At 52.5% G+C, this 24,668-nt stretch carries 18 protein-coding genes and 3 pseudogenes; 12 read left to right on the top strand and 9 right to left on the bottom strand.

The window, feature by feature from the left end; genetic code table 11:
- Positions 1–91: 91 nt before the first annotated feature.
- Positions 92–830: pseudogene (gene tnpC / locus AC515T_RS14885) on the top strand (IS66 family transposase); the annotation flags it as partial.
- Between the two features lie 47 nt (positions 831–877).
- Here the strand turns inward: tnpC and AC515T_RS14880 are convergent.
- Positions 878–4,954 (bottom strand): KAP family P-loop NTPase fold protein, encoded by a 4,077-nt coding sequence (locus AC515T_RS14880; RefSeq protein WP_496528911.1) that lies wholly within the window; start codon positions 4,952–4,954, stop codon positions 878–880.
- A gap of 294 nt (positions 4,955–5,248) precedes the next feature.
- Positions 5,249–5,610, bottom strand: a pseudogene (locus AC515T_RS14875) (DDE-type integrase/transposase/recombinase); the annotation flags it as partial.
- Positions 5,611–5,882: 272 nt separating this feature from the next.
- Here AC515T_RS14875 and AC515T_RS14870 point away from each other — a divergent pair.
- From AC515T_RS14870 to AC515T_RS14840, 7 genes are all read left to right on the top strand, one after another.
- A complete protein-coding gene (locus AC515T_RS14870; protein ID WP_496528910.1) occupies positions 5,883–7,355 on the top strand; it encodes a Fic family protein in 1,473 nt (490 codons plus the stop codon).
- A gap of 385 nt (positions 7,356–7,740) precedes the next feature.
- On the top strand, positions 7,741–8,073 hold the full coding sequence (locus AC515T_RS14865; protein WP_177069346.1) for a hypothetical protein: 333 nt from the start codon (positions 7,741–7,743) through the stop codon (positions 8,071–8,073).
- 264 nt (positions 8,074–8,337) lie between these two features.
- Positions 8,338–9,444, top strand: coding sequence for an AAA family ATPase (locus AC515T_RS14860; RefSeq protein ID WP_496528909.1), 1,107 nt, complete (start codon positions 8,338–8,340; stop codon positions 9,442–9,444).
- Between the two features lie 278 nt (positions 9,445–9,722).
- A complete protein-coding gene (locus tag AC515T_RS14855) occupies positions 9,723–12,569 on the top strand; it encodes a UvrD-helicase domain-containing protein (protein ID WP_496528908.1) in 2,847 nt (948 codons plus the stop codon).
- A gap of 234 nt (positions 12,570–12,803) precedes the next feature.
- Complete coding sequence (locus tag AC515T_RS14850) at positions 12,804–13,424, top strand: hypothetical protein (protein WP_496528907.1); 621 nt, start codon at positions 12,804–12,806, stop codon at positions 13,422–13,424.
- Entirely contained in the window at positions 13,424–15,331 is a 1,908-nt protein-coding gene (locus AC515T_RS14845; RefSeq protein ID WP_496528906.1) for a caspase family protein, read from the top strand. Before AC515T_RS14850 ends, AC515T_RS14845 begins: the two co-directional genes overlap by 1 nt.
- A gap of 273 nt (positions 15,332–15,604) precedes the next feature.
- On the top strand, positions 15,605–17,011 hold the full coding sequence (locus AC515T_RS14840) for a hypothetical protein (RefSeq protein WP_496528905.1): 1,407 nt from the start codon (positions 15,605–15,607) through the stop codon (positions 17,009–17,011).
- Between the two features lie 383 nt (positions 17,012–17,394).
- Here AC515T_RS14840 and AC515T_RS14835 read toward each other — a convergent pair whose 3' ends face one another.
- On the bottom strand, positions 17,395–17,994 hold the full coding sequence (locus AC515T_RS14835) for a hypothetical protein (RefSeq protein ID WP_496528904.1): 600 nt from the start codon (positions 17,992–17,994) through the stop codon (positions 17,395–17,397).
- A 380-nt stretch (positions 17,995–18,374) separates the two neighbouring features.
- Between AC515T_RS14835 and AC515T_RS14830 the strand changes: the two genes are divergently transcribed.
- Positions 18,375–19,079, top strand: coding sequence for a hypothetical protein (locus tag AC515T_RS14830; protein ID WP_496528903.1), 705 nt, complete (start codon positions 18,375–18,377; stop codon positions 19,077–19,079).
- Positions 19,080–19,095: 16 nt separating this feature from the next.
- Here AC515T_RS14830 and AC515T_RS14825 read toward each other — a convergent pair.
- From AC515T_RS14825 to AC515T_RS14815, 3 genes and pseudogenes are all read right to left on the bottom strand, one after another.
- Positions 19,096–19,296, bottom strand: a pseudogene (locus AC515T_RS14825) (two-component sensor histidine kinase); the annotation flags it as partial.
- Positions 19,297–19,757: 461 nt separating this feature from the next.
- The gene (locus AC515T_RS14820) at positions 19,758–19,967 is read right to left on the bottom strand and encodes a hypothetical protein (RefSeq protein ID WP_496528902.1); all 210 of its coding nucleotides are present in this window, start codon (positions 19,965–19,967) and stop codon (positions 19,758–19,760) included.
- A gap of 21 nt (positions 19,968–19,988) precedes the next feature.
- Positions 19,989–20,180 (bottom strand): antitoxin Xre/MbcA/ParS toxin-binding domain-containing protein, encoded by a 192-nt coding sequence (locus AC515T_RS14815; RefSeq protein WP_496528901.1) that lies wholly within the window; start codon positions 20,178–20,180, stop codon positions 19,989–19,991.
- A 308-nt stretch (positions 20,181–20,488) separates the two neighbouring features.
- Between AC515T_RS14815 and AC515T_RS14810 the strand changes: the two genes are divergently transcribed.
- Entirely contained in the window at positions 20,489–20,995 is a 507-nt protein-coding gene (locus AC515T_RS14810) for a 3'-5' exonuclease family protein (protein WP_496528900.1), read from the top strand.
- Positions 20,996–21,049: 54 nt separating this feature from the next.
- Complete coding sequence (locus AC515T_RS14805; RefSeq protein ID WP_496528899.1) at positions 21,050–22,069, top strand: hypothetical protein; 1,020 nt, start codon at positions 21,050–21,052, stop codon at positions 22,067–22,069.
- Positions 22,070–22,289: 220 nt separating this feature from the next.
- On the opposite strand, the gene AC515T_RS14800 is transcribed toward AC515T_RS14805, so the two are convergent.
- Positions 22,290–22,487 carry an asparaginase gene (locus AC515T_RS14800; RefSeq protein ID WP_496528898.1) on the bottom strand — a complete coding sequence of 66 codons (198 nt, stop codon included), beginning with the start codon at positions 22,485–22,487 and terminating at the stop codon, positions 22,290–22,292.
- A 343-nt stretch (positions 22,488–22,830) separates the two neighbouring features.
- Positions 22,831–23,190 (bottom strand): hypothetical protein, encoded by a 360-nt coding sequence (locus AC515T_RS14795; RefSeq protein ID WP_496528897.1) that lies wholly within the window; start codon positions 23,188–23,190, stop codon positions 22,831–22,833.
- A gap of 25 nt (positions 23,191–23,215) precedes the next feature.
- Here AC515T_RS14795 and AC515T_RS14790 point away from each other — a divergent pair, with 25 nt between their 5' ends.
- A complete protein-coding gene (locus AC515T_RS14790; RefSeq protein ID WP_496528896.1) occupies positions 23,216–23,533 on the top strand; it encodes a hypothetical protein in 318 nt (105 codons plus the stop codon).
- A gap of 74 nt (positions 23,534–23,607) precedes the next feature.
- On the opposite strand, the gene AC515T_RS14785 is transcribed toward AC515T_RS14790, so the two are convergent.
- Positions 23,608–24,582 (bottom strand): tyrosine-type recombinase/integrase, encoded by a 975-nt coding sequence (locus AC515T_RS14785; RefSeq protein ID WP_496528895.1) that lies wholly within the window; start codon positions 24,580–24,582, stop codon positions 23,608–23,610.
- Positions 24,583–24,668 lie beyond the last annotated feature (86 nt).

Below are 24,668 nucleotides of genomic sequence, written 5' to 3'. Positions count from 1 at the left end.
GAAGCATGACTACACATGGCGCATCGCGATCGGTCTCTCAATCCAGAAATCTGCGCATGCTGCGCAGCTAGCCGGGCTCTGACGAGCAGCCTGGTGCAAAACCGGCGGGCCGCCGGATAAGCCGGTGATCCTTTTTGATTACTCCACCAGCCGAGCGCAGGAGGTGCCTACGCGTCTGCTCGATGGCTATCGTGGCTAAGTCATGACCGATGATTATGCCGGTTACAATGCGCTGGGCGCACAAGCTGGAGTTGAGCGCCTGGGGTGTTGGGCCCATGCTCGTCGCAAGTTTGCTGAAGCACAAAAGTGCAACCCAAAGGCAAGACGGGACGCGCAGATATCGCATTGAAACTGATCAGCAAACTGTACGGTATCGAAATCGCTTACAAAGAGAAAAGCGATGAGGCGCGCAAAAAAGCTCGTCAGGACTTGAGCTGCCACGTATTGGGACAACTCAAAGAGTGGTTGCGCAAAACGCTGCCCTATGTGACTACGCAGAATGCACTAGGCAAGCAGTAACCTATCTGGCAAGCAACTGGGACAAGCTTGAACGGTATGTCGAGGAAGGCTACCTGCCTATCGACAATAACGCCGCCGAACGAGCCATCCGCCCCTTCGTGATAGGGAGAAAGAATTGGCTTTTTAACGACACGCCTAGAGGCGCGAAGGCCAGCGCTCAACTTTACAGCCTGGTCGAGACTGCCAAAGCCAACGACCAGAAGCCCTATGCGTGGCTGCGCCACGCACTCGAACGGCTGCCAACAGCGACATCGGTTGAAGATTACGAAGCCTTGTTGCCGTGGAACTGCTCACCCAAATCGCCTAGCTGAGCGCACCAGCCATATAGAGTTCGGTGGGGTTTATGGAGCGCTTACGATCAAGCCGACCGCTGTTTCGCAAACCGCCTTTTCAATGCCTTCACTTCACTCGGTTTCTTGCCAAAAACTGCCTCGATAATCTCGACATCAGCCTCATTCAAGGTTGATGCGTCTACGGAGGTCAGCACAGCCGGGCTGCCATGGTCGAAGGCATGCTTGGCCAGTGCCTGCTTTGTCGTGAGCAAGGCGCACTGTGGCAGGACTCGCATCAGTTGCTGAGACACCTCAAGCTTGCTGGTTTGATCCGAGAGACGCTGGATAATCGCCCCCAGATCCTGAGTGACCTGGATGACTGTCTGCGGTGCACTTGGGGCCTGGACAACCTTGCACGCAAGATTGATGAGGTCACGCAGTGGAGGCTGGGTAGTGAGGGAGATGATCTGCCGCCAAAGCCGCCGGCGTCCTTCATCAGCCGTCGCGTCATCCAACACTGTATCTTTGAGAGCTGAATAAGCGCCGGTTTCGAGGGCGCTTACCCATAGCGTGAGACCCTTGTCGGGAAGAGCGGCGGTACCCAGCGGGCCTTTAGCAAGTAATTGCTGCGTCGCTAACGCTTTGTCAGATGCAGGCACATGACTGGTCAGGTTCGTCCAAGCCTCTTTGAGCATCGTGACTTCACCGCCGTCTTCCCAATCTACGGCATCAGCCAACGTAACTAGTTGTGCGGGTGTGAAAATCGCACGTGTTTTGGCAAGAAATGGATGAGCTTCGGCTAGGTGGGTCTGCCATATGACACATGCCAGTTCGATAAGGGCTGCTTGAGATGCTGTGTCTACCCAGCCGGCATTTATCATCGAATCCAAGGAAGCAAGCAATCCTTTCTCAGCGTCGCTTGGATAGCGGGTTCCCACCGCGATGGATTGGGTGAATATGGTTTCCGGATCGTATCCCGGCGTGATCGTTTCAGGAGATGGCCATGTGCCCGCAAAACACTCATGAAGTAAGTTGTGTTGTGGTGGATAGCTTCTGGCTGTGTTGAACGTATCTCTCAGACTTGCGGCGACAATGGCAGGCGTACCATGTAGGTAGACCTTGGATATCCCCTCTGCAATCGGCTGCAGCTCGATAAGTTCATTACTGGCCTTGGATGGGAGCTTGCCCAGAGATCGATCCAGATGCTCATGCAGGAGGCCCTTGTCCCACGCGGCAGTAGGAATGGAATTGATCGCCATACCGTAGAGCTCGTCGTAGCGCAGCGGCGTTTGGTTCGTGTCAAAACCCGAGTCCAGGTACGTTACGATACCTTCCTGGGCTGAGTCCTCCAGTAATTCGAAGCTCTCAAACAGCGCCTGCGCGCAGCCCATGGAAAGGGTGTCAGGTAGCCACTCCACCCAGGTGCCTGTCACTTCATGGAGGAGGGCACGGTCTTGCTTGATGACCTTATCAAAGAGTGCGACTGAATCCTGCTGGAGGCCTTCCGCTGTCGACAGGCTGGTGTTCAGGGCCGATAGGACATCCTTCGTGTCCTGCTGCAGGTGTTCGAACTTCGCCGTAGCCGTTGTCAGCAGCCAGGCAAACCCCCGCTTGTAATCTGCCTCCGGTTTGGGGTGATCGCGCAACACCGCAGCTACCGCCCCTACACACTGGCTGAGCTCACTTCCTGTTGCGAGATGCTGATGCAGTTCCAAAGCAGTCAGGGCGCTTCCCTGGAGCTCAACTGATGGAGATGAGACCAGCTCGATTACAAGCGGCCAAAGTTTCTCGCGACTCTCCTGACCACCGTTCGCCAATTCCTCGAAGACTTGATCGACACGGCTCGCTGCGCCTTCCAGGTCAATGGCCCGTCCTCGACCGGATGAGACCTCGGAGGCGAGCAGCGAGACGTAGTCATCGCCGAGCATCTCCAGCAACATACTTGGATTCTCAGCAATCCATTGCTCCAACTTTTCGAATCCGAAATGGTAAGCCCCTGATGCAGTGGCCACATCCCGAACCTTCAGCCATTCATTGAAAACCTTATCTTGTCGCTCCGGTAGACCGTGTTTCTTACGCACGTCAAGTACGATGGCGCATGCCTGCATAACCATTGCTTTGGCTTCGTCGAGGCTGGGGGATTCGAGCGTCGAGAGGCGGAATTCCGTTTTCTGGTTGGTAGTAAGCAGATCGTCAATCAGAGCGGTGGCGATCTGACGTTGTTCTTGTGCAGTGGCCAGTGCGATGACGGTGCCGATTTTGTCTAAACCCACCAATGACCGTAGGTTGGCAGAGGCTGCGAGCTCGGTGCAGAGCTTGCCCAGCATCAAACGGGTGGTTCTTTCCGGCAGATAGCCTATGAGGCTTGCCACCACTCGCAGAGCGTTATGTCTGCGTGCAGGAGACTCAAGGTGCAGGTCACCCATCAGTTGGTGCAGCAGTTGTGCCTGGTCTTCGCTAAGCGATACTTTGTCAGTTCTGGAGGATAGCTGCTCAATGACCCCCTTTGTGTCGCCTGAAACGAGCAGGCCAAACAGCGCATTGGCGCCGGCGCCAAATTTGCGGGTGATCGGATCTTCGGAGAGCAGCAATATGCTCTGCAGCGAGTCAGGCCAACGAACTCCGACCAGGCTCGCCAAAAACTGACGAAGGTCACGGCAGCTCTCTTTAGCGGTCGTGACATTGGCTTCCTTGTCGTGATTGACATAGCGCTTTAGCAATAACGGCCGCGCATCAACTGGCTGATCCATGACCGAACCGTCGTTGACCAGTAGCGCCGTTAACCTCGTCAGCAGTTGCGGATCGTCTTGCAGATCACCGTAAAAGTCAGGAAAACTGACCCGGGCCGCGCTCAGCGCGCCCAACGAAATGGGATGTCCGGTGACCGCGTTTTCGTGCAGACCACCCGGAAGTGTGCTGATTATTCCCTCGTGCTCCCGCCGTTTCGCGAGCCACCAAGACTGGGCAAACGCATTCACGATCTGCAAGGCATTGCGCGGATCCGCGACTTTCACGTGGATCATCCGGTCGATTATCTCCTCCGGGGTGAAACCTCGAATCTTTAGATCCGCGACAATATCTTCGAACGCGGACAGATGCTTCAGTGCGAATTGGCGCATATCGCCTCGTGGCGGCGGCGGAATGTCCAGGCGAAACTGGAAGATTCGATCGAGATACCGACGAGCGTCCATGTGTGTGAAGACGCTGCCAGGTTGTTCAGGGTTGCCTCGGCCTCGCGCGAGTGCATCTGCGACTTTCGCTTCGTCGCAGGAGATAACAAACACCAGCCCCAAGCCCTGCGGAAGTTTGTCCGAAGGGATTTCCATGAACGCTCTGACCGCATCTAGCCCTAGAACCATCTCCTCAGAAGACAGTCTATCGAGGTCATCTACAAAAATGACCAGGCGTTCACAGGAGTTGGGCCTACTAAGAAGCCCTTCTTTTTTATTCTTGAATATATCCAGCTGCTCAAGAAGCATTGCTTCGTACTGCTCGGCACTGGCGCTGGGCAGCGATACCTTGGTGATCGATCTGTAGCTTTCGACCTTGGAGGGCTTCAGATTCTTTAGGAGGTAGCTGTATGCACCGGAGATCGCGGCCACGAATATCGACTGTGAAAACCGATCAGTCCAGGGAAGCAGCCAAAGCCCCAATGAAATCAAGCCGAACAGCAGCAGCATCGCGCCAATGAAGGCGGGCAGCGGCATAGCCCAAGCCCGCCAGAGCTGCGCCCAATAGTCTTTCCAGCCTTTCCACTGGTGCTCCACTTGGGTGATATTTCTGAACAGACGGTCGTGGAGCGCCTGTTCGTCTCCACCAAGCTCCATAAAGACATGGCGCAACAGTGCTCGCTTGATGTCCTGATCTTTGCCACCGAACCGCCATGCATTGAACGTGATGCTTTTGACGCGATCCTTACGGGCAGGTTTGCCGGGTGAAACCGATGCATCAAGCTCAAGGTTCTTGGTGTAAAGCTCTTTGATCGAGCTTTTCCCTGTACCCCAGCCGCCGAGTAAGCCGATGCTGAAGGGAGGTTTATGATGGTCGGACTCGACAAGGCTACGCAGTGCTTGGGCAAGGTGCCGATGACCGAACGCGTCCTGGTCAGCACTGTCAATCTGCCGGTCGAGTACAGCGGGCATTGACCCTTGCGAGCTATCCATTCGCCGAATTCCTTGAAAACGCAGGGGTGGCATTACGCCAGAATGCCGTAAGCCTAATTGAGTAGGGAAGTTCAAGACAACCATGAATTGGAAAGATATTGCCGCCATTGAGTAAATGCTGGATTAACCATCGACCGACCTCAGATACCTAGGCAACGATGGGGTTGAAAAGCCTGATGCCGGCGACTTTGGTCGAAGCGAGAGGCCTGGTCACCGCCATTCCAAGAGATGCGGGTATGTTCTCCTCTCGATCAGTTATTAGTACCGACGCCATGCATCGACGAAGTGTAGTGGTCAACTGATCCCGGACACCGAGCTAAGTTTTTTCCTCAGCACTGGCAGGCGCCAAGCCATCATTGAACCGATGCGGTCGCCGCCAGCTGTACCGCTCTATCAGGAATCGGACGATATTCTGTTGCGCTAGCGCAGCGCTCATGTGACCCGACGTCAGTATCCGTTATGTATTCAGGCTGCGAAACAGCCGCTCCATCGGCGCGTACTCGTGGCAGTTGCCGCGCCGGCTCACGCTCTGTTTGAAGCGGTATCGCCATAGTCTCTGGCGGAAGCTCCGGCTGCCGTATTGACTGCCCTCATCGCTGTGAAGTAGCACATTTTTGAGGCCGGCCACGCTGCTCATAGGTCATGTCCAGCGCCTGCTGTCGACATTTTTCACCAAAGCAGAAGGCTGGCTACAAATTGGTGGAGGGCCGATCCGGGCCTCCCTACGGTCTTGGTCTAGCTATGGTGGCGTACGCGGCGTGCTCTCGAAAGCGGGTACAGAGGGCGGGGAAGTGCCGTGACCAGAACTGAGTGCTCTGCAGTATCGCGCAACTGGCCAAAGCTCTGGCTGTAATCACCTACGCATGCGATCCTACTATTCTGCAACACAGGATAATCAAATCTTAGGGACAGAAGGGGTCGATCCGCAATGACTTATGAAAAGATCAAGGGTTTCGATGGTGCTGAAGAATTTGCATTTCCTGAGCTTCGAGCGCTCTCCGCAGTATGGCAAGAGCGTAAATTCGAGTTGGAGCAGAATGGCGCTTACAAGGAATTCCTGAAAAAACTTCAGCGTGAGTGGGCTATTGAAACTGGGATCATAGAACGCCTTTACAACTGGGATCGCGGTGTTACTGAAGCCCTTATCGAACAGGGTGTTGAATCATCCATTATTTCCCACCAAGGTGGCGTATCGCAGGGGCAAGCGGAACACATAAAGTCCATGATCGATGATCATTTGTCGGTGGTCGAGGGATTGTTTGGCTACGTCAAGGGTGAAGATCCTCTGTCCGAGTACTTCATCCGAGGCCTGCAAGCCCAGTTTACTGCCCACCAAGATCACACGGAGGCAGTAACAGCAGCAGGAGATATAATAAGCGTCGCCCTGCTCAAAGGTGAGTATAAAAAGCTTCCCAACAATCCGCGCCGTGCCGATGGCGCCATGCACTCATACTGCCCGCCAGAGCTAACTAAAGAGGAAATGGAAGCCCTGATAGAAATGTACCGAGGGGCCGAGTCCCGTTTTGAGCCAGAAGTTCGGGCCGCTTGGCTTCACCACCGTTTTACTCAGATACATCCGTTTCAAGATGGCAATGGGAGGGTAGCTAGAGCGCTCGCTTCGCTGGTGTTTCTGAAGGACGGACTTTTCCCTCTTGTTGTTCGTGATTCAGATCGCGAGGAATATATAGGTGGGCTTGAAGCAGCTGACGATGGAGATCTTCGCCCTCTTGTAAACTATTTCGCGCGTCGCCAACGCGAAGCAATCCTCAGAGCTCTGGGCTTGGAGCAGCAGGTACAACAGGGTAACTATGCTGGGCAGATCATAAACTCTGCTCTAGAGCTTCTGCGTGACAAGCTTTCTAAAGAAAAAGTCAAAGCGTCGGCAGTTTATGGGTATGCCGATAAACTATTTAAAGTGGCAAATGAAAAGTTCAAAGAGCTCTTCAGTGCACTTGATAAAGAGTTGGTTTCAGTAACTCCCCCAGGAAAGCCCAAGTATCATGCTCGTGTAAATTCAGCAGATAATTCTTCTGATCAGCGGCATTATTTCCAGAAGCAAATTGTTTCGATTGCGAATGAGCAGTTCGACTACTTTGCCAACTTCGATAATTATCGAGCGTGGGTGCGCGCGACGATTATCACTGAGCACGAAATCGATTATGTTCTGAGTTTTCATGGCTACGGATTTGGGGAAAGTGGCATCCTTGCAGTGTCGGCCTTCACTAACCTGAAGGCGCCAAAAGAAGGTGGTGGATCAGAGTCAATCAGCCTGAGACCTGCGGCAACAGATCTTTTCCAATTCAACTATGTTGAGCAAATCGATAGCACTGAGCGACGTTTCGCTGAGTGGTTAGAAAGCTCTATTGCTATCGCACTCGCTGAGTGGAAACGAACCCTTTAGGTCAAAAAAGGCGTTCTGAGTGGTCGAAGGGACTTGAGAGAGTGTTAGGGAGCACTCTCTCAAGTCCCTTCGACCACTCCTATCAGATGCTCACAGCTCCAATATCAAACGCGAGAGTCAATATTCTCCCAAACCGTCATCGGCGGAAGCGTTTGGCCGGTATTCTCAAAACTAGGTTAGCCACCCAACAGCCAATTATCTTCATGGACGCCGTTCTAGCTATGGACGTCCATACCAATCGGCAACGCGCAATATTTATGGGGGTGAAACAATGTCCATTCCCATACAAATGACCTTTAGAGATTGAGCGTTACCCCCATGAGCATCGCCGATAGCCGTGTGCAGCAATCCTAGTAGAATCTGATGACCCCCACCGAGAATTACGATGACTTCAGATCTAAGTGAAGAGGAAATGCGCAGGGCGCTTTTTGGTGATGCTGAGCCCGCACCGCTGGTGACGCCTCCACCAGTGCCGGAGGCGACTGGTGAACTCGTGTTCGAGAAACCGAAGGCGTCTTTGCAGAAAAAGAAGGTGGCAAAGGCCTTTACACCCAGGTTGCAAGTGACCCTGATGGTCGGCAACGAATACGAAGGCAAGATGTTTGAGTTGATCCATCAAGCCGACACCCTGAGCAAGTTGCTGGCGGAGCAGGAGGCGGTGAAGGCTGCCCGGAAGAAATTTCGCTACGTCGAGGTGGTGGAGGTTAAGTCGATGTAGTCGCTGACGCCGGCATGATCACCTGATGCTCGGTGGTTTGAGCCTGAGTGATTGTCCACGTGCGACGCTGGCCCACATCAGGGTGGTCAGGTTCATCTCCATCCCTTCCTCCATCCTCTTACGAGATCAATCCAACGATCACGCTTGGTACTCTGCCCTCGACTAATTTAGTGCCCTTTGCGCGCGAATCCTGCGGAACTCTGTGCCATCTTTTTTCTCGTCTCGCAAACCCTTAGGCTGTTTCGACAGACAAGGAGAATTGCTATGTCCCCACTGGCCACTGCGCTCATGAATTCCCGGATCGAACATTCGATGTCCAGATTCAGGGCCGCAGAATGCGCAGGCGTGAGCGAACGAACCTGGAGATATTACGAGCAGGGTCAGCGCTCACCGCGCAAAAGCGTCGTACGAAATTTTTTTGACCGATCGGGCATTTCGATGCCCTCGAACATCGTCAAGCTGCTTAAGGTTGCGCGATCAGCCCGCGTGCTGAGCATTACATCTCTCAAGGGAGGGGTCGGTAAGTCGCCCATTACCGTTGATGTAGCAGCATGTTTGGTGGAGCGAGGAAGCAACGTCGCAATCATTACGCACGACTGTTGTTATGAGGATGACGTTTCAAATGGGAAGCACCCCAAGGCCCATTCACTGGCTGCCGGTGTCGACTTCTTTGGCTATACAGACGTATTTTTTAGCGTGGCCGAAAAAAGCAGTTTCACCAAGCGACTGCGACACATCGTGGATCATGGATCCCCCATGGATCGCAGCGGACTGGAGTTCGAAATGGGTGGAACGCTGGGTTCAATGGTCGAAAGGATTGCATCCTCCAGAATGTTCAAGGACATCAAGGCCGACTATGACTATGTCCTGCTTGACCTCAATCTCAAGGTCGACCTCATTCGTGCCCATTCAGACCTGGTTGTGATCATTATCGACAGCGCCTGCCATCAATCAGTGGATAGCGCCCAGCGATTGAATGTGCGATTGCTCACAAGCAAGGGCGGACGCCGTACACCGAGATGCTATGGGTTAGTCACGCGCAATGATGTAGGTGGCAGAAGCCAAGAATTGGAGGAGTTTTGTGGAGGCTTGGAGATTCCTCCTGCGCTGGTAGAAGGGCTGGAAGCAAGGCGGCTCAGCTCCAGTAAATTCCGAGAACATATTCTCAAGGACATCAAGTCCTTGCCTTTGACTCGCCTGATGACTCACTTGACCAACGCTCATGAAGTCGTGATCGACAAATACAACTATGACCAACCATTCATGGAGGGTTTTTCGTACTTCGATTCCGTCCTGGATATCTCCCCCGAATCGCATGCTGCGGACGAGATACGTCGATTGGCGGCAGAGCTCGTTGATTATCGGTTATAGCCATGCGTACGCCTGCAGATCGGCAACTGGGAGTTGATAGGGCCGTTAACCGAACCGCAGGGCACTGTGACTGATTACCATCGCTATGATCTGGCCGAAACTCATGATGCGGGGCTGCTCTGCCTTCAACCCACTCTATGATCAATCAGGGTGGCTCATTAGGGTCGGTGTTTAATTTTGGGCCGTTGGGGCCGGATCTTTTTTAAGGTATGAATGACGATCCCACAGGGGCACGAGCAATTGTTCGCTCGCGATCAATCGTCGTAACGGAGGAAGGTTTGAGTAAGGAATACGTTTGGGGCCCTTCGTTTTTCGGCCGGATACTGTCGATGTCACCACCATGGTCAATGCGCCTTGCAGACGGTTTTTTTGAGCTGGATGTTCATGGCGAGCGCGTTGTGATTCGATCCGACGAAGTATCCAGCATGCAAGCGACAAGAGGTCTGTTCTCGGGCCGAGTGAGTTACCCGGGCGGCAGCGTAGGCGGGTTACCGAAAGCTTCAGTTTCGGGGCTCAACGCGGTCATAAAAGATGTCACCAAGGCCCACGACCGATTGCGCGAGGAGACGCTGCGTGAGGCCGAGAAACGCACCCTGGCGCGGCATGAACGCTTTCGAATCGCGTACATGCAGATTCGAGACTGGCTTGGGGAAGCTGCTCGTATCTTCAATGATGCGATGGCCCAGCGGCGATGGGTAACTCATGAGCAGCAGATGGGTTTGCAGGCAACCAGGCCAAGATTGGGAATCCCTGAGACAGATTTGAATGAGCTACTTCAAGACCATGACTTGAGGGTTGCTCTTAGCATTCGCCTTGAAGATATCGAGCGCGTGCTTACTTTCTGGCGAGCGGACTGGAGCATTAAGTGGCGCGAGTTCAACAAAGAACACACCAAACGAGAACTCGTTGCTTGTGAACCGCTCCTGTCAAAGGTCGAAAAGCGGCCTCTGAACGATGAGCAGGCGCGGGCGGTGATCTGCTTTGATAATCGCGTTCTGGTTGCGGCCTCAGCGGGCTCCGGCAAGACCTCTACCATGGTTGCCAAGGCAGCGTACGCGATTGATCGAGGTTTTTTTCAGCCAAAAGAAATCGTCATGCTGGCCTTCAACAAGGATGCAGCCAAAGAGCTGGCGGAGCGCGCTGAGGAGTCGTTCAAGCGGCTGAAGATGGAGGGCGTCACGGTACGCGCCAAGACGTTCCACCGGCTCGGCCTCGCCATCATTGGCTATGCCACCAAAAAGAAACCACGAGTTCCTGAGTGGGTTGTAAAAGAGCCGTTGGCATTTAAGAAGCTGGAGGAATTGGTCGATCATCTCAAGGACAACTCGGTGGCATTCCGCAGTCGCTGGGATCTGTTCCGCCTAGTGTTCGGTCGGGATCTTCCCGACTTTAAATCCATGAAAGCACCTCCAAAGGCCGGGACAAAAGCTGGCCGGCTCAATCCGATCCAAGGTGATCCGGTGAAGAGCCTGGAGGAGTGCATGATTGCGAACTGGCTCCACTATAACGGTGTCGAGTACGTCTATGAGCGCCCCTACGAGCATGACACGGCTACTGCGACTCATAGCCAGTACCGTCCTGACTTTTACTACCCAAAGATTGGCCTGTATCACGAGCATTTTGCTTTGGACGAGCAGGGACAGCCACCGGGGCACTTCGAGGGGTATCTGCAAGACGCGCTATGGAAGCGCGCGCTGCACCGTGAGCGTGGTACCCATCTGATCGAAACAACATCGCACCAAATCCGACAGAACACGTGGGTTGAACATCTCACGCAGGAACTCACCAGCCGGGGGATTGAGCTCGACCCGAACCCCGATCGTCCCGTTCCCCCAGACCGCCAGCCGCCGCTATCCACTACCAAGCTGATTGGTCTCATCCGCACCTTCATCGCCCATGTCAAAAGTAACTGCCTGACGGAAGATGAGTTGCTCAAGCGGGTGGATGAGCTTCCTATGGGGTTGTTCAAACATCGCTACAAGATGTTCCTCGACATATTCTGGCCGGTTATGGAAGCGTGGAACAAGGCCCTCAAGGATGATAAAGGTCTCGATTTCGAGGACATGCTGGTGCAGGCCGCCGAGCATGTGGAGCAGGGCAGATGCGTACCGAACTTCCGGTTGGTCATGGCCGATGAGTTTCAAGACGCATCAAAAGCGAGAGCGCGCCTTTGTCGGGCGCTGGTGAGCGTCCCGGGTCGCCACTTCTTTGCTGTCGGCGACGACTGGCAATCTATCAACAGATTCGCCGGCGCTGATGTGTCTGTGATGACTGAGTTCAGGGAGTACTTCGGATCTGGCCAGTTGTTAAAGCTGGAGCAGACCTTCAGGTGCCCCCAGGCTTTGTGTGACGTATCCAGCCGCTTCGTGAGTAGAAACCCGGTGCAGCTGACTAAGACGGTGTACTCGAAGACTCCCGCTGTGGGGCCTGCGCTTAGGGCGGTAATGGTGCCGGATGCAGATAGTATTGATCACGGCATCAACAGCTTCCTGGAAGGCCTGGTAGCTGGGCTGAAAGATGGCACGATCCCTAAAGCAGATGACCGGTTGATCAAGGTTTGCATTCTCGGAAGGTACAACAAAGAGATCAAATTCGTCCCCGGCAACTGGAAGGCGCGCTTCGGTCAATTTATTGAAGTGTCATTCTTAAGCGTACATCGCTCCAAGGGTACCGAGGCTGACTACGTGATCTTGCCATCGATGGTGAGCATGAAGCGTGGCCGCAGCTTCCCCAGCACCATGACTGACGACCCAGTCCTTGGTCTCGTCATGCCCAATGGGGATTCTTATCCGTTCGCAGAAGAGCGCCGCCTCTTTTACGTTGCGTTGACCCGGGCTAGACGTACAGTGGTGATGTACACCGTTGCGAGCAAGGTCTCGATTTTCATAAAGGAACTGGCGATCGACAGTGCGCTTCAGGTTGAGGACGTACACGGAGCTCCGGTCAGGCTCCATCCATGCCCCCGTTGCTGCGTCGGCGACTTGGTCGTGCAGGAGAGCAAGAACGGCCCGTTCGTTCGATGCACCAACTTCCCGGAGTGCGATTACAAGCCTCCCAAGAAAAAGCCCGCGAAGAAAGCTCGGTATACAGGCAATCGATACGGCAAAAAAAGGTTCCGCGTGTAGCGGGCCTCAAAACCAGAAGGTTGGGGGCAAGGCGACTCGGGCGCGCAGGAGAGCTTGAGTTGCTTTCAGCCTTCAATTTCCATCCATTGCCACCCCTTCATTCCATGGAGGTTGTTCAGCGCATTGAGTGGAGGATTGAGGTCATACTATTGCCATGCCACGAAGAGGGAGCTGGGAAGATCTCTCTGCATCATGGCGTCTAATAATTCGTGCTTGGTCAGTCAGGAGTCAGACATGAGGGATAAAGCCCATCCTTTCCCCTTTGATGCGCAAGCAGAAATCGTCATGAAGACGTTCATGCAAGCCACAGGAGAGAAACTCAATCGGGCACAAAGACAGGTCAGTGGGGGAGATAACGTCCAGCGATTCAGCCACGGTGGCTCGTGGCAGTCGCATCACAGTTACGACCCTGATCGCGTCGACCAGATGCAGACGATCGAGCACGAAACAAGATTGCGCTTTGAGGACATAATGGGAGGCCGGCTAGACGTCATCGAGCGCACGGTTGATGAAATATCCAGCAGCATGGCCGACAGCTACGCCAAGGCGTTCTACAAGATGCTCTCCGATACCTGCGAAGAGCACGGCAATGTCATCGATGGTTCCGCGTGCAGCCTTGGCGAACAGATGCTCAAGGCTATCGAAACAGTCGAATATTCGGTTGATCGGGATGGTCAGGTATCGCTTCCAGAATTTCGCATGCATCCCAGCCTCGCGAAGCGCCTTCATACGGATCCCTCGCTGCATGAGCCAGAATTGCTTGCCAGGGTCGAGGAGGTGAAGAAGATCAAAATCACCCAGGCTTTGGCAGCGGAAGCCGCGCGAAAATCTAAATTTCGTAGTAGGGGGCAGTGATGGGCGCCAGGGTTTTGCTGTGCATCGGTTGTGACAATTACCAATCTCCAACGCTCAGCCAATTGTCCGGAGCCGAGCATGACGCGCTCTCCATCCACTCTGCACTCTCGATAGGGCCATTGAGCCGTATCCAGTCAGAGGACGCGTACTTGCTACGCTCTCCTGTCAGGAGTCAGTTGGATGCAATGCTGCTTGAGATTCAGGACAAGTACGATGAAATCGACAGCTTCACGCTATTTTTCGCCGGGCATGGCGGTGAGGCCAACGACAGCTATTTTCTCTGCCTCAGCGACACTCGTGCAGATCGTCTCTCCACCACGGGTTTTGCGCTCAGTCGACTCTTCGAATACTTTAACGAACTCAAAGCTGCCCACTGCAATGTGATCATTGATGCGTGCCACGCCGGTGGCATGGTGTCCAACCTCGGTATCTTGCTCAAGCCTGAAGTGATTGGTAAGGCCAAGACATTTGGCGTGTCGTTTTTTGTATCGTCAGCAGCAGATCAGTACGCCAGCGAAACCAGTGAAGGCGGGTGTGGAACCCTTGCACTGCTCAAAGTGTTGAGTGGCGAGATCGATACCGGGTCGCGAGCGGGCGTTCTCGATTTACTGGATATTGGTCGACCGGCTGCACATTTCGTGTCGGAGCAGACCCGGGGAGGACAGATGCCTTCCGTGTGGGGCGTCAACCTATACGGTCATATGCCGCTGTTCGGCAATCCGCATACTTCCGACAATCCGGCGTCCTCTTTGTTGGGGATCACAGGCATCTCCCCCGCGTCCCCGGCCGGACAAGCCATCAGTGCTCATTCCGCCGAGCTGTACAAGCTGATGTTTGCCCCGGAACATGAACTCACCGCCGAAAAGCTTTTTCCTGTCCTTTCCACGTGCGTTGATAGCCTGGCCGACATACCCAACGCAGCCGGCGCGTTTATCGGCGGCATTTGGCAATCCTTGGAGAAGGGCGCAGGGCGCCACACCAACAGCTTTTCTCGGGTCGATCTGAGCGCAACGTGCGCAGCGTTGCTCCTTCAGTCGTCCCAGAAGGACAATGCCTCTCGCGACTGCATTCTGGGACTCGCTCACGAGATCGTGACAGAGATTGAGTACCGGCTGTGGGACATCGTCAATGGGCTTCGAGAAAACCCTTGTTCGCTGTCCCGGCATGGCATTCCCGATCTGTTCTACCTCCCGCAACGCATTTCTCGAATTTTAGGCTGGGCAGGCGCAGCGGTGCACTTGGCTCGGGAGCTTGGCGTCAGTGACGCTAATCTCAGAGAGGCTCTGGAGCAAATGAGTGCCCTACTGGTGGAGCACTACGCTAGCGCCTGTGCGGGCATGAGCGAAGACGAAGCACCGTACTGGGCCGCGTTCCTCACAGCCATTAAAACGGATGACGCGAATGGCCTTGGCGAATTGGTCGTCAGTACGCTGATTAACGCGCTCGTTGAGCACGAGGGGCGACTTGCCCAGCCGTTGCTGTCGGCAGAGAACGTTTTCGGCTATCTCAAAGCACGCGCCGACAAAGATCCCGCCGAGTTGAAGCGTTTGAGTAGTTCACCCTCGGAGACCTTGGCGCTTGTCCTGCTCATCAGCCGTCGTCATTCCCTTGAAGAAGAGCTGGATTACAACCTGGCAAGCCTCGATCACGCACACCTCAACATCTTCCTTCCGCAAAGCTACCTGGAGTTCAGCCAGCCATTCGTTCGTAACGGTATAAATCACGTATTCCAGGTCGGCCAGAAGGTATGGACGGTGGCGGATGTCGTTCAGCGCTGGGAGGAAGTATGCAGGCCCCAGATGCTTCAAGACACATCGCTGCAAAACCCTGCAACGCGGATCGGCGCCATCTGCGCATCACTGATCTTCCCCGATCGAGTGCCATGGTTTCTGCTCAACGACGAATGACCTCGAACGCAGCGAGGGCTTCTGAGCCTGGTCAACCGGGGCTAAGGAGCAATTGGCTGTTCAGCCCCCCAGATCAGGCCGCACGATTCTCCGTATGGCGTAAAGCTGCACACCACGCTGATGGAGTTTTCCTGCTGGGAAAGGCGGAGAGCACTCGATATTGTGGCGCAGAATGCGTATTGCCACGTCCTGACTTGCAGCTTTGGCATCTTTCGTCTATAGCCATTAATGGCAATCCGCCACTGGCGCGACAGGCACGTAAGGATAAGAAACATGGTTAAAATTCTAGTGGGTTGGGTAATGATGGCGGGATGTTTAATGCCGACAATTGCAGGAGCCGCCTTCTGGGATAAAACCGAAGAGGTAAAGCTGGATCTAAAGCCGTCTGCCCCAAGAGAAATAAACGATGAGGCATATCAAAAAATCACGATCAAAACGGCGGGCATCGAAGGGTTTTGCAAGGACAGTTATGTTAATTCATTTGCCAGAAATTTAATTGGAAAAAACAATAGAGCTCTTTTGGTATTAACGATGGATAAGGTTCCAATCATGAAATTGGAATATGACGATAAAACGAAGCAATGTACAAAGGCTACGTGGCAGGAGAGAGATTTTAGTGGGTTTGAGTTAAGCAGAAACGCAAATAAAGAACACCAGCTTAACTTAATTTATTCGTCCCGTGATGATATAAAGTCGCTCGAGAAATTTGTTGAGATGGGTGCTCAACTGCCCAACGTAACAGGACAGTTGTTAGCCCGCCCAATTGCTGCGGGAGTAGCTCCATTCTTAGATGCTGCATTCGCTTCGGCGGCAAGTTCGGCGGACGACCATTCCATCATCTTCCAAATGCCAAGTAATGACAAATTTACTCAGGAGACTTTGTGGGGGTATATTGGACAGTCGAAACATCAGTTGTTCCATTTCTACTTGACCGTTAACGATGACCTATTCTCTAGTAAGGGATTTGCGTCAATCATGACCCAGCCATTGGACAGTGGTGTTAGACCGCAAGAGGCCTTGGAGATCCGGCGAGCCAAAGAAAAATTGCCTTCCCATTCAGGCGATTTGGTTCTGATAAAAAACGAGTGTGCGTATTTGAAATCAACCTATCAAAGTCGGCTTAACGAAGCAGATATGCAGCGCTTGCTCGAGGCTTATTTGTTAAACAATCACCGTGGAGCACTGACAGCAGCTAGTATTGAGGGATGTTTCGGTTATGCGGTAAATGAACCGATGGAGGCGCTCAGCTTTAAAGTGCTTGCAGATGAAGTTCTTGATATTCCAAACAATAAAAAAGACACTCATTTTTTAAACTATCTATATGATGGCCAGGCAAAAAAGGTCTTGCAGGAGGGGGCTACCTTTTACGATAAAGATGGTCAGCTTGGTGTTTCAGATATGGAGAGTTATTTGAAGTCTGCTGGTAGCACCTCTGCGCTTTGTCATACTTATGTAGCATTTAACCAGGCTGCATATATTCAGATCATTAATTCTAGGGTGTATTATGTCCGAGCATCAGTTGATAGGGAGTATACAAAACAAGAGGCAGCTACTGGGAGTCTTTCTAAGGTTGGGCATATCTCTTTGAGTCGAAACTTTGATAAGGACTATGAAGATATTCGCGGGGTCAAACAATGCATCAATGAACAACGTCAGAAGTACGGGCTAGCTAACTTATGAGCAACCGTATGCATACGCAGAGGAGTGACTTTTATGCCGTGCTATCGCTCAGGCATAGCGCATTGTTATGTTTGGGAACGGATTTTGTTGTGGCTAAGGTGGATTTGACCTCGTCCTGACCTCGCACGCTACCATGATCGAATAGCTCCGAAATTCCGATTACCATGTCAGAAGCCATGACTTTGGTGCGTACCCGCACGATTATATAGATTTTATGATCGTCACCGAAGCAAATTGCTACCCACCTCCGATGCACTGCAACGAGATGTTTGGATGGTCAAACGACGGATAGCGTCTAGGAAAAAGCAGGTGTAATTGTCCTCCAGAGTACAAACCCAGTACAACTAGCTGAAATTTGCCCGCGCAGATTGCTAACAAGAATTCTACGCGTCAATTAAAACTGTGTCAGGTTCCAGCAGTACATACGGGATGACTTCAGATTTCCATGAGCTGGAGTAGTATCGCTTTGCTTGGTCTTCAGTTAATTGTATAAAACTATCCCATTGAGAAGGGTGAATGGTCTGGCACCCTTCACTTGAGGTTGTATTATATCCGCCCCGATGTATATTAATCCCAAAATACCCTGTGTCTAGATAGGGCGGGTCACCATCTCTAGTTACTGAAACTTTCCCTTCACGCTGACAAAGCGCGAGATATTCTCCCTTGTGGTAGTCGAAGCGGTGCGCATACCACACTCCAGGATTTAGTGAGGCCATTCCTTTTTCAGCCCCATCCCCTTCGCCTTTACGGTACTTCGACGGGTCAGTATTACCGTTATAGGCCACCATTGCTTGAGGCGAACAGATGAAAATTGCATCGTCGTATATCCCCCTGTCATTTACCTCTGGGGCTCCCATTTGTTCCCTGTAGTAACCTCGAATGCCAACTACAATCAGAGGGTAAGTTTTACGATCTATATTATATGGCTCCAATAGCTCTAAAAGTTTTGGGGTGCTTAGTCTTGGCTTTTCTGGTGATAACATAATAGGTAACTCCTAGGCATGAACCAGACTGAACGGAAGAATACAGTAGAATTTAGTGTAGGTAATATCTGGAGTGGCGAAAAAATGACCAATGGAGACAAATTTCCATAATCTGTTTCATTGGGTTTACACTTTTGTTCGTTGCATTATAAAATTTGATGAGCTGCCCGCCACACGAATGCTTAATTTCTCTCTTCGGCGGACAATTAACTGCTTTGGAATGCCAGTGCTTGTCACTGCTGAGATGCTTAAAGCTGGACTAATTGCGATCACTAAAATTGGTTTTTAATTCCAATTCATCATAAAAAAATCTGGACGATTTTATTTTGTCTAATACGCTCAAGCCAAAGCGCATCCGCATAATTGCAGAGGATATCGATATGAAACAGCCTCCCCAATATGAGGTAGAGAGCAAGCAGCTGTTTCTTGAAAAAAATTGGGTGTTAATCGTAGGGGTGGCATTAGGGGCAATAACAATGTTTTTTCTTATGGCGCTTGTAATAATGTCTACCTTTGCACTCGTCGTCCCGCCAGGTAGTAGATTTATCGTTATAACAATAATTGCATTTGGTTTGTCTTTTTCCGGGGCCTTTATAGGTGGAAACGCTGCGGCAAAAGGGAAAATTCCATTCGTCCCTGAAGCTTACACTGCTGAATTCAGTGCGGGAGGAGGGGTGGCAACTTTTTTGATTGCGTTTACCTTAGGCTCAATATTATACAATCCGGCTGATAATCCGCCACCACCTCCACCTTCATGGGATGGAAAGTTAAAGAGTTTGAAGAAGGCTGAGGCCCAGATTTCAAATGTTGACGATTCAATGATTGTGCGGATTAATGAAAAACAGTTGCTTGAAGTAAATTATGGAGATACTCCGCCCTTTTTTGATATATTGGCAGAGCTGAAAAAGGGCACAAATGTCATTGAGGTGGAAGTAAGAAATGGAAGCTATGGTGGTTGCTCTGGTAAATTGAACATTTTATTTAATGGAATGGATGTTCCGGACTATAAATGGTCGATAGATAATCCTTATGCTGCGCCGAATAGCACGTGCTTCTTAAATAAAAGGACGCTGAGAATAAATTAAAAAAGTATCGATGCAATCGAACCTGAACCCTTACTTCGCTGCCTGGCGGGGAAAGATTGAGAGCATTGGTGATCAGGTTCTGCAAGGCAACGGCCAGAGCGACAGGATAGCTTTCGATCAGACAGTTGTGATATCCGTCCAAAACCACTTCGACATCTTTTTCCAGCGCAAGTGGTGTCAATTCGGCAAGTTCCTCGCGCACTAATGTAGCCAATTCGGACACTGGTTTTTTCCAGGTAGCAACTGTCCTGCCATCCTCGCAATTGACCGGTGAGCTCGCGGCAGTACGTTTGCTCGGTCAGCCATTTGTTGCCTTCCGTGATGACAATGGGAAGGCCATCTTCTATCCGATATTTGTGTTCATCGTGGTGGTTCACTACATACCGAGCCCAAAAAATGCACACCCGTATCCTGAGGATCGCTTCCCGTCACGCAGCCAAGGCAGGAGCCGTATGCGGTATACGGATCTATGGGGGGGGGTGGCAGGTACCTGCCATCCCTACCGCGACCCTTCCGCATCCTTTATGTTGAGATCAAACAATCATGTTGAGTCCTGGGCTTGGAAGTGGGGAACTCGAATTAGCAGGCGAATCCGTGCCTGAGTTTTCAAGCTTGCCCTAAGCGAGCCACTGGGCTCTGGAGAACTGGGCGAGAGCACTAATTTCAGATCGAATCTGTTCACTCCGGAGTCATGAGCACTGCAAGAGTCATGTTGATGAATTCTTCATTCTTGCTGATGGTATCCAAAGCGCCCCGAACGCTGACAGCAACCTCCGCTGAACCCTGTCGTTCGACCCACAGCGTAAGCTCCATGATCGCCGCTTCGAGCGCTAGCTGGTTCTGATTAATTTTGTAGAGAAGGGAAGGAAGTAGGTCTGAGTTGGACATCGTGATTCCTCCGTGGAACAGTTAACAGGCGAATCCGTGACTGAGTTTTTCAAGCTCAGCCTTTACGAGTTCGTATCCCTCTTCAGTGTGAACGAGCTCCAATGGTGTGTTGTCACCGAAGGTGTTTTTCGGTTGGATCAGCCAATTGTCGGCTTTTGTTTTGTTGCCAAAGACGGCTTCGACCTGGAGCTGTACCAACTCAACGTAGTTCATTTCTGGCTCTCATACTTGTTGGTGCGGGTGAGAGTATCCATTATGGCTCTTGCCTGCATGGTCGCTTTCCCTGCATGAGATTAGTGGCATACTAATGCCAGCAAAACCAGACGATTTCAGGAACTGGGCCTGCTTCGGCTGAGACGACTGGTTGTTTGCAATAGGTTTCGAGCCCACGGCCAGGAGGACACCTTTTTAGCTGTCAAAAGCGTGGTGCTGGGGCAGCAGATTACACCAGCCAGCGTTCGCCCTGACCAGGATACACCTGCGTCTGGAGCACGGATGAGCACGCACTGGAAGGATATGTGATGAAGCTAATTTTGGACTGCGAGTTCACTCAGCTCAATCAAAATACAAAGCTGATCTCGCTAGCCTTGGTCTCGGAGACTGGCGACGAGTTTTATGTGGAGTTGACGGATACATACCGGCTCGAGGAGTGTAGTGATTTCGTAATCCATAATGTCCTGCCGCAGTTGAGCCTGCCTCGCTATGGGATGTCGTTGTTGGAAGCTCAAGCCGCTCTGAAGGCCTTCCTTGGCAATTTTGAATGCCAGCTGGAAGTCTGTTCCGACGCCCCGGATTGGGATTGGGATTTTTTCTGTCAGCTAGCGTATGTGGAGCACAGGTGGCCAAGTCACGTGACCAACCGGCCCATCAATCTGATCCATTTGTTTAGGCATTTTGGGGCAGACGATATCGATGATGTAGGACTTCCAGAACTTCCTCATCATGCGTTGCTCGATGCCAGGATTCTTGCAGCGTTTTACCGCCACCTGGCGGCAGCTCCAATCAGGGTAGAGAGTGATAGCTCGTGACGAAGCTCTACGGCTTGACTATAGCTACCGTCCCAGCAAGAAGGTGGTTTCTTGATGAGCAAAGATAAAGACAACGGCAAGATCATCTCAAGCGTAACTGGAAGCATAACCAAAGCTGGCTTAGGGCTTGTCCCGGGCGTAAGCGTCGCAGTCGGAATCTACGAACTGCTCAGCCTTGGCGCGGAACAAATGGCTGAATACATGGAGCGCAGAGCCCAGAAGAGATGTGAGGAGTTCCATGGCCGCTTGATCGCAGGCGAAAAGCTCGACGAGTTCACTGCCGAGAATTTGGATATTGAAGATTACCACGCGCTACTCAGCGCCTGCCTTAACGAAATGGAGTCCGAAAAAGCAGCTTTATACGGCGCAATGGCCTCTGCTATCGCGCTAGGGAGAGTAAACGGTCGAGAAAAGCGGTTTCTCATTCTGGCGCTGAAGGATCTATCCCACGCCCAGCTGCAAATGGCGCGCAAGGCATTCATAGCCAAACGACACTCACTTAAACCTCAACAAGGAGGGGGGCAGCGTGAGGAACGGGAGTTCCTGGGCCTCAGCTCCAGTGATGAGATTGAACAGCTCAACTACGAATCACTGGTAGCAGCTAAGATTGTCCGCGAAAACAAGCTTGTTCCCATCGGAGAGGCGCTTGTGCGGGCTTGCTTCACTGGCGACGAATTAGCGCCGAGCAGCATAGGGGCGAGCGTCTGGAGCTCAGTAAGGCTAAACATCCTTTCCTTTGAGCTCGCGGGGCGTGTGCAGGCGTTAGCTCTAAGCCTTTCGGATGCCGCCTGGCACAAAAACATGCACAGTTCCATCCACCGTCCTCAGGATCGCGGGCTGATTCAGCCATTCGAAAGACTTCACGTTTTGATCATTGATGAAGACATCAGTGCCGTGGTCAATGGGAAAGAAGCTCTGATGCGAGAGGTTGGCAAGCAGACACTGGTAGTAGTGGCATTGAGTCAAGTGCCAGAAGAGCAGAAAACAGTGCTACCTCCTGCCATATGGCTTGATGAACCCCATTTGCCAGCAACTGAGCTCATGCAGCGAATCATGTCGGTACCAAGGTGCTAGCCGAAGGCTAGGTCAGGAGCTGCTATCTAGCATGAATCTTCCTCTCGTAGTCTTACGGCTACCGCCGTTGCGGTGTAAGCGTCTGGCGAACCCACCTTGCGGATTTGTAACGAACATACCATGGAGCAGCTTGGGTATCGGGAATCGTGTGGCCGATCTCAGAGCTTGGCTAGCTTCAATCTTGTCTGCAATTGACCTACGCACTCACCCGCAATGCTCCTCACAGCTGGATCAACCCATGGTTTAGAAGCTCATGTTCGCGAATCAAGCCCAGCTGTAGTAGTACGCTGACAGCAGTCGTGTAAAGCGGCCCTAGGCTTCCGTCTGCAATTTTAATAGCTATACCCAGGCCGCGACTACGAATCCCAACCGTGTAGACACCATCTGCACCGACTTTAGGTAAGCGGCCAGCGAACACACCTTCAGAAATCCGGAATTAAGGGCAATGGTGTCCGCCTATTTAGGTGGACACCATCGCCTTAAGCGATGGCATCAGGAAGATGTGTTGCCCGGACGGTTACAGTGAAGCAGGGCCCTCACCTTCCTGTTGACCTCGTGACAGGTGTTTGAACGCTGTTCTATGTGGAGTAGGACAGCCCTAAGGCCAGGGACACATTCTAGTCACCCAAGACCTGAATTTTACAACGTAGTGTGTCGACGAGATCCATCTTGCTGTGAATCCTTGACTGCTTGAGAACATCAGATATTGGTGCTTACAGCAAATCGATCTCGTCGCCTTCTGTTGCGTTCGGCCATCAGGGTTAAGGCGCAAACGCACCGCCGGCAGGGATCGATAGGGTCTTGAAGGTCTCAATTTTCTCGGACTCCAACTCTTTCAGAATCGTTTCCTTGGCGTCATTCTTGTCGATAGATCGGCCCGTGTTGTCAAAGCTGATTTGCTTGATCCTCAGTTCAATCTCACTGTCTTTTTTCTGGGCCGCAGAAAATTCTGGGAAGCCAAGAGAGATCACGCAATCACCATCGAGGCCCGAGGTGCTGAATCGGAATTTGGCATCGATTCTGTGCAGGAACAGGCTAGAGCGGTAAGACACATCCGAAAGAAAGTCAGAATGCTCGAGGCTGAAGCCTTTCAAGTCGAGGTTACGAATCTTTTCCTTCATCCAGTCCAATGCTGTGGGAAGGAGGATGTCTGGATCGGGCGAGATCCCGATATCGACCACCTCTACAAAGGACAAGGCGGTCAACCTGCTGCGTCGAACTGACACCCGGCTGCATGTCGAAGAAACAGCACGGCTTCAATTAGTCGCGGGTGACAGCTACATGATCAAGGCGCATACGTTCCATGAAGCGATCGTTCCCGCCAACAACGTCACCATCACCCTCGTCCGTCTGCATGGTCATCAGGCTGGGCCGGCCAAAGTGGTGGGCATCGATGGTCGCCCTGAAGAGATTCAGTTTGAGCGGACAGATGTTTCTCCTCATGACCTGCTATCCGCTTTCTGATCCGTCGTCATGCAGATGTGCGGAGGTCGGCACTTATTCAGGCCGCTTGCCTCGGGCCACTCTTGCTCTTGATTTCACTTTACTGCGCCTGGTGCGGCATGGCCAGAAGTCTCCAGGCGCGACGGAGCACCGCGCGCAGCCAAACCGCCGAAGGACATCCCAGCATCCACGTAACGCAACGCCGACTTCATATCCTTCCAGCCCACATAGCTCATCAACGCCTTGATGTCCCACCCGTTAGCCGACGCCCATGTCGCAAAGCCTCGTCTCATCGAGTGGGTGCTGTATAGCTCTTCAGGCAACCCGGCCTCCTTGAAGATGCGGCGCAGCATCGGAATCAGGCTGTGAGGTTGGATGGCGGTGTCCGACAAATTCCCCCAACGATCCAGGCGGCGAAAGACAGGGCCCTTCACAAGGCCTGCGACGGTGATCCAATTGATATAGGCCTCGACCGGACAGAGCATCGTCAACGCCGGCGTCTGGAAGGTTGTCCCTTCATACTGGCGATCACCTTTGGTGTGAGCTAGGAAGAACGTGATGCCCTCACCGCTATAGGCCTGCGTGTTCTCCACCGTAAGCCTGGCCAGTTCGTCCCCGCGAAACCCCCGCCAGAATCCGATCAGCACCATTGCAACCGAGCGACGGTGGCGCAGCAGCGTCTTGTAGTCACCGCGATCAAGCGCGGCAGCGGCTTCCACTTCAAGCCATTTCACGGCTTGCTCGAGGTGCCTAAGTAGAAGGGGAGCGGCTTGCTTGACTTGGGCGGGGTGCATGACACGGATGCCCTTGATCATCTGGCGCACGTTAGGCGTCTTGGTCGGGTCTGGGAATCCCTGGGTGATATGCCACTGCGCCAGCGCGGCCAACCGCTGCTTGAGCGTGCTGATTGCATGCTTGTCGGCATACTCGGCCAGGTAGCGAACGATGCCGTCGCCGGTTGTGGGCAGATAGCCGCCCCACGTCACTTCGAAGTGCTCGATCGCCGCCCGGTAGCTTTTCCGGGTGTTCTCTCTGGTGCCTGCCATGAGGTACCGGTCAGCCTTGTCCATCACCTTTTGCCTTCAAAATCTGAGTGATCCCAGCATTCCATATTTTTAGCGACCGCTAAAAGCCTTTTCGAGAGTAAAGAAGCTAT

This window comes from Pseudomonas sp. FSO-7 (assembly GCF_059579345.1).
This window is presented reverse-complemented; position numbering and strand designations above follow the sequence as displayed.

What these genes read in the sequence shown, in the direction of transcription:
- AC515T_RS14880 (WP_496528911.1), bottom strand. Translation starts at nt 4,954, where the DNA reads ATGGATAGCTCGCAAGGGTCAATGCCCGCTGTACTCGACCGGCAGATT.
- AC515T_RS14870 (WP_496528910.1), top strand. Translation starts at nt 5,883, where the DNA reads ATGACTTATGAAAAGATCAAGGGTTTCGATGGTGCTGAAGAATTTGCA.
- AC515T_RS14865 (WP_177069346.1), top strand. Translation starts at nt 7,741, where the DNA reads ATGACTTCAGATCTAAGTGAAGAGGAAATGCGCAGGGCGCTTTTTGGT.
- AC515T_RS14860 (WP_496528909.1), top strand. Translation starts at nt 8,338, where the DNA reads ATGTCCCCACTGGCCACTGCGCTCATGAATTCCCGGATCGAACATTCG.
- AC515T_RS14850 (WP_496528907.1), top strand. Translation starts at nt 12,804, where the DNA reads ATGAGGGATAAAGCCCATCCTTTCCCCTTTGATGCGCAAGCAGAAATC.
- AC515T_RS14845 (WP_496528906.1), top strand. Translation starts at nt 13,424, where the DNA reads ATGGGCGCCAGGGTTTTGCTGTGCATCGGTTGTGACAATTACCAATCT.
- AC515T_RS14840 (WP_496528905.1), top strand. Translation starts at nt 15,605, where the DNA reads ATGGTTAAAATTCTAGTGGGTTGGGTAATGATGGCGGGATGTTTAATG.
- AC515T_RS14835 (WP_496528904.1), bottom strand. Translation starts at nt 17,994, where the DNA reads ATGTTATCACCAGAAAAGCCAAGACTAAGCACCCCAAAACTTTTAGAG.
- AC515T_RS14830 (WP_496528903.1), top strand. Translation starts at nt 18,375, where the DNA reads ATGAAACAGCCTCCCCAATATGAGGTAGAGAGCAAGCAGCTGTTTCTT.
- AC515T_RS14820 (WP_496528902.1), bottom strand. Translation starts at nt 19,967, where the DNA reads ATGTCCAACTCAGACCTACTTCCTTCCCTTCTCTACAAAATTAATCAG.
- AC515T_RS14815 (WP_496528901.1), bottom strand. Translation starts at nt 20,180, where the DNA reads ATGAACTACGTTGAGTTGGTACAGCTCCAGGTCGAAGCCGTCTTTGGC.
- AC515T_RS14810 (WP_496528900.1), top strand. Translation starts at nt 20,489, where the DNA reads ATGAAGCTAATTTTGGACTGCGAGTTCACTCAGCTCAATCAAAATACA.
- AC515T_RS14805 (WP_496528899.1), top strand. Translation starts at nt 21,050, where the DNA reads ATGAGCAAAGATAAAGACAACGGCAAGATCATCTCAAGCGTAACTGGA.
- AC515T_RS14795 (WP_496528897.1), bottom strand. Translation starts at nt 23,190, where the DNA reads ATGAAGGAAAAGATTCGTAACCTCGACTTGAAAGGCTTCAGCCTCGAG.
- AC515T_RS14790 (WP_496528896.1), top strand. Translation starts at nt 23,216, where the DNA reads ATGTCTGGATCGGGCGAGATCCCGATATCGACCACCTCTACAAAGGAC.
- AC515T_RS14785 (WP_496528895.1), bottom strand. Translation starts at nt 24,582, where the DNA reads ATGGACAAGGCTGACCGGTACCTCATGGCAGGCACCAGAGAGAACACC.